This window comes from Natronomonas sp., assembly GCF_046710025.1.
In the GTDB taxonomy this organism is placed as follows: domain Archaea; phylum Halobacteriota; class Halobacteria; order Halobacteriales; family Haloarculaceae; genus Natronomonas.
In genome coordinates this window covers 1-3,115 of the sequence record NZ_JBKEGK010000274.1, presented here as the reverse complement: position 1 = coordinate 3,115, position 3,115 = coordinate 1, and the positions used below count along the sequence as shown (strand labels likewise).

General features: G+C 64.7%; 3 protein-coding genes. 1 reads left to right on the top strand and 2 read right to left on the bottom strand.

The window, feature by feature from the left end; all coding sequences use genetic code 11:
- The coding region (locus ACI944_RS13660; protein ID WP_411719576.1) for an acyltransferase at nucleotides 1-627 on the bottom strand (627 nt) is incomplete at its 3' end.
- 183 nt (nucleotides 628-810) lie between these two features.
- Nucleotides 811-2,226: a carotenoid oxygenase family protein gene (locus ACI944_RS13655; protein WP_411719575.1), complete on the bottom strand. Its 1,416-nt coding sequence runs from the start codon at nucleotides 2,224-2,226 to the stop codon at nucleotides 811-813.
- A gap of 122 nt (nucleotides 2,227-2,348) precedes the next feature.
- Here ACI944_RS13655 and ACI944_RS13650 point away from each other — a divergent pair, with 122 nt between their 5' ends.
- Nucleotides 2,349-3,089 (top strand): tetratricopeptide repeat protein, encoded by a 741-nt coding sequence (locus ACI944_RS13650; protein WP_411719574.1) that lies wholly within the window; start codon nucleotides 2,349-2,351, stop codon nucleotides 3,087-3,089.
- Nucleotides 3,090-3,115 lie beyond the last annotated feature (26 nt).

Genomic DNA, 3,115 nt, shown 5'->3' with positions numbered 1-3,115 from the left:
GCCGAGTCGGACATCGTCCTTGAGGATTGTCTCGTAGGTCGTCACGTCCGTCTGGTCAACCGTATCGTGGGCGTGGGTGTGGACGTGACTTCGGTCGGCGATCGAGACGCGGTCGCCGATCGACAACTGCCCCCGGTCGTCGAGGAGGACGCCGTTGTGGACGACGACGTCGTCACCCATCTCGATGTTGTGACCGCACTGGATCTTGATCCCGCCGAACAGTCGGAGGTCGTCGCCCGCCTCGGCAAAAAGGTGGTTCGCAAGAGTCTGGCGGAACGGGAGCGCGAAGGCGAGGTCGTTCGACAGCGGCGAGAGGTCGAACCCGTTCCACAGATACCGAATGCACTTGGCCTCCCGAAGCGACGAGAGTTCCTGTTCGGCCCAGTGTTCGGTCTCGATGAGCGCGTTTCGGGGATCGTAACTCCGGACCCGCATCCGTGTCATTGGGGGCAGCGATTCGCCCTCGCGGTAGCGGTCGTAGGCCTCGCGGTCCCCAAAGAGATCGGCGAGCAGCTCTCCGACCGCGTCGGCTGTATTGGGTTCCGAGAGCCGCTCGTCGACGTACTCGATGGTCTCGTCGATCGACGCCCGGACCGGCGCCGGCACATCGACGTGTCGCTTGGTCATGATCGGCCTCCGAGTGACGCTGGCCGTCGTGTCACGCTGTCCCGTCTCTCGTCAAACATACAATGGGCGTCCAGGCTCATATACGCTTATTGTAGTAACGTATAATAGGTTTTTGGACTCAAACATATACAATCCAGCACACCTATGAGTAAAAATTGTATATAATGATTCGACAAGTGAACCCTACACGCCCCGGAAGTACCGCCCGTGGAACCCGAACGGTTCGGCGTGTGGAAGCCACGCCCGCGCCTCAAGATCCAGCGTCGCCGCGTCGAAGAACAAAAGCGCCGTCCGCTCGCGCTCGATGTCCAGCGCCGTCGCCACCACCACACCGTCGTCTTCGGCGTCGCCCCCTGGTCGGCGGACGGGAATCGGCTCCTCGACGTACACCGACCGTTCCCACCACTCGCGAGCGGTCCCCGACTCGCAGTCAACCTTTACCAGGCCGTTTGCCCCCTCTCGGTCTGTTGCTTGTCCGTACGCGTAGCGGTGCTGCCGCCCGACACGTGAGCGTACGACGCGAGGGAGTTCGATCCCGCCATCGTAGCGCCGCGACCGTTCGACGGTGTTCGCGTCCGTATCGATCCGGTACCGCATGAGGCGGCCATCAGGCACGTCCGGGAAGCCGACGCCGTCGAGTTCCGCCATCGAGAGGGAGCCGACGATGTCGGCGTTTGGGAACTCCACGAGGTCGAGGACGATCTCGCGGTCGTCTCCGACGTAGGCGTTGATATGATGAAACGTGAACGCGGCCTCAAGCGTTGGATCGGCGAGGAGGTCGCCGCTGTCCCGATCCACGACGAGTACCCGGGTCCGCCGGTCGGGATCCCAATTAAGCATGCCGATCGCGCCGTCCGCGAACGGGTTGAGTGCCCGGAGTACCGACAACTGCAGCGGCGACTCGACGAGAAGGACGTGCTGTGCGGTGACACTGCAGTCGTGGATGTAGGCGGGGCCGTCGGCCTCGATGGACGCGATCCGCTCTCGGCGGCGGCTTCCGTCCGGCACTCGGTAGACGTGATACTGCGGCGGCACCCCGAACTGGGTGGCAAAGCCAACCACCTCTTCGCGGTGCGGGTCGTCGACGAGGTGGGCGGCGGTGATGTGTTCGGTCAGATCGTCCCCGAAGGTGAACTCGCCGTGCGTTTCCAGCGTCTCCGGGTCGAAGACGATCCGTCGCGGGGCTTCGGTCAACGCGACGTACTCTCCGTCGATCCGGGCGACGTGGACGTTCGCGTTGTCGGTCGGCTCCGGGAGTCCGAACGAGGTGACGGTGTCGAAAAGCCGTCGCCACCCCCGCGTGTCGGTACCGAACTGTCCGGTGAGCCGTCCCTCGGCCGCGTCGGCGTAGGCGTCGGTGCGCAGGAAGCGATTCGAGTAGCGTACCTCGCCGCCCTCGAATGCGTACCGGCGTAGCATCGCCAGCCCGTCGAACCAGTGGTTGACCCGGCTGTCGCCGGCCTCGAAGCGCCCGGGACCGTTCCGGAGGAGCGTCCCCGAGAGCCACCCCGGAATCGACCCCTCGACCTCCGGGCGGTAGTCGTCGTACTCGGTCCCGAGCGATCTGAACCCCGGCCCGGGGTTCGTCAGCTCCGTCATACCCCCTCTCGGGGCGGGACGGAAATCAATACTGGGTCGAACACCCCACCGTTAGCCCCCGATACCTCTGACTGTCGCCCCGGAGCGCAACTCTTAGGCGTGTTCGTGGCCAACCGCTTGACATGAGTGACGAAGAGCCATCGGACCACGAGTTCTCCGAGGGCCAAGGCTTCGACGACCCGTACGAGGGGTTCGACCTCGACCCGCCCGAACTCGACGTCGATCCGGGGATGGTCGATCCGGTCGACTCCCGCGTCGTCGCCGACACGCTCGATCGCCGCCAGGTCCCGACTGACGCGATCGAAGCCGAGGAACTGCTCGAGGTCGGCATCGAGTACATGCGGATCAAGCGCTTCGAGCAGGCGACGGATGCGTTAGAACGGGCCGCACAGTTCGCCGATGACGACGGCATCAAGCAGGAGGCTTGGACTAACAAGGGGGCCGCCCACGCGGAGATAGAGGAGTTCCGAGCCGCTATCGATGCCTACCGGGAGGCGCTACGGATCGACAGGGACTCCGAGCACGCCGCGAGCGCCGAGACGAACCTCGCGTACGCGCTGTGGAACGACGGCCAGAGCGAACAGGCCCTCGAGCACGCTGAGCGGGCGGTCGAACTCGACCCCCGTTTCCCGCAGGGATGGTACAACCGTGGGTTCTTTCTGCTCGAACGCGGACTCGCCGAAGACGCGGTCTCCTGTTTCGACAACGCGGTCCGGCTCGGCTACCGCAACGCGGACGTGTTAGAGGAGAAGGCCCGCGCTTTAGAGGAACTCGGCGAGGACGAACGTGCCGAGGAACTCGCTGATGAGGCCGAAGAGCTACGCGGGGCGGCCGAGGAGCAACTCGTCGAAGACCGGAACTGATGACGGCGATGCTTCTCCGCGAGCGT

Excerpts from the sequence above, each read along its gene's own strand:
- ACI944_RS13655 (WP_411719575.1), bottom strand. The coding sequence starts at position 2,226 with ATGACGGAGCTGACGAACCCCGGGCCGGGGTTCAGATCGCTCGGGACC.
- ACI944_RS13650 (WP_411719574.1), top strand. The coding sequence starts at position 2,349 with ATGAGTGACGAAGAGCCATCGGACCACGAGTTCTCCGAGGGCCAAGGC.